This window comes from Klebsiella sp. 1SOBk10mer (assembly GCF_046602535.1).
GTDB lineage: Bacteria > Pseudomonadota > Gammaproteobacteria > Enterobacterales > Enterobacteriaceae > Klebsiella > Klebsiella quasipneumoniae.
Window position 1 is genome coordinate 1 of the sequence record NZ_JBKIUP010000048.1, and the last position, 1,483, is coordinate 1,483.

A 1,483-nucleotide genomic window follows, 5' to 3' on the forward strand; every position below is an offset into this window, starting at 1 on the left:
CGCATCACGCCTTCAGTAGCGGAACAGGAGGGACAGCAGACGGAGACTGAAGCCACGGGAGCACCTCAAAAACACCATTATACACTAAATCAGCAAGTTGGTAGCATCACCAATACTTTCAATGATCTGCACTTTTAACTGCACAAGCGACATACCATTCAGAACTTAAAAAGTTAACAATGTTTTCATACTGGCGTGTATGCCACATTATTAGCATTTTGCGAATAAAAATAACTGGCATAATTGTATTTAATGATAATGTTACATATTGTTAGCCAGGTTCCGGAAAGCGAGAACCGGAACCGCACCTGTCCAGCCGGTATTCCCGTCGATGACCCTCGCTTTTTACTGATTTGTGCCCGACTGAGAAGTCGGTAACTCAGTTTCGGAATCGGCGCAGATGAGTTTCGGGAACAAAATAAATGTTGCCGCGCGCCCGTGAGCATGCCACGTACAGCCTGTTACGGGACGACGGTGGAAGGGTTGCCAGTTCCTGACGGGTCAGAAGCTTCCAGTGGGAGGATCCCATCACAATGCAGACATCCTGAAAGTGATCGAGCCCTTTACTGGCGCCCCAGTTCATGGAATAGCAGCCGTAACGGTGATGTTCACGATAGAAGAGCTTAATCACCGTATTATCGGCGTGCAGGGTGGCTGAGCGCTCTGTATCTGCGATCGTTTCAATCAGGGAGGCATGTATCCCATGGGCAGCGATACGGATGTTCAGTTGCCCGGTGATAAACTCGCACACTGAAGCTGAGCAACGCCATGTCCGGTTGAGCGTGTCCCGGTCAACCGCGAAACCTGCTGCGTCGAAGCGGGCCTCATATCGCGTGATGTCGTCGTGCAGCGTTGAATTAACGTTGCCGTCATGGCTTGTATCAAAGGTATGCTGATAAAAATCGCCGCAACAGAGCACAGTGATTTCCGCGCGGCAGAGCTCCAGCAGAAAATTAAAGTCATGTCCGGCAAAGTCCTGGACTTCATCGACAAGCAGTTCATCATAGTAACGGGCAAGCCGGATACGGATATCCGGCAGCAACCCCCGGGCTGTCAGTAAATGTGCGAGCCTCCGGTGATACAGCCGTCCGGCGGGATCCTGATAATGCCGGGCATTCGTGCGCGGTATTCTGGGTGGGGGCTGGTCGAAGCTCAGGCCACGCGATGCCAGCTGCTCCTGCAGGAAAGGCCGGAAGCAAAAACCGTGCAGAAACTCAAACCAGGTCATCACCCTGATCCCTTCCGGGATAAAGCCAAAACGTCTGATAATCTGTGCCCGCAGATGCGCTTCATTATTCACGGTGAAGGTCAGGAGCAGCGTCCTCCTGTCCTCACTCAACCGTCGTATCAGCAGCGTGGTCTTGCCCGAGCCGGCACTGTTGCAAAGTTAGCGATGAGGCAGCCTTTTGTCTTATTCAAAGGCCTTACATTTCAAAAACTCTGCTTACCAGGCGCATTTCGCCCAGGGGATCACCATAATAAA

Annotated in this window: 2 protein-coding genes; one reads left to right on the top strand and one right to left on the bottom strand. The window is 51.7% G+C overall.

Annotated features, from left to right (window positions below):
- Positions 1 to 379: 379 nt before the first annotated feature.
- The gene (locus ACLH1I_RS26510; RefSeq protein WP_023343086.1) at positions 380 to 1,228 is read right to left on the bottom strand and encodes a hypothetical protein; all 849 of its coding nucleotides are present in this window, start codon (positions 1,226 to 1,228) and stop codon (positions 380 to 382) included.
- Here ACLH1I_RS26510 and ACLH1I_RS26515 point away from each other — a divergent pair.
- On the top strand, positions 1,205 to 1,483 hold a 279-nt coding region (locus tag ACLH1I_RS26515), incomplete at its 3' end, for a hypothetical protein (protein ID WP_411302953.1). The two genes, ACLH1I_RS26510 and ACLH1I_RS26515, sit on opposite strands and share 24 nt — an antisense overlap.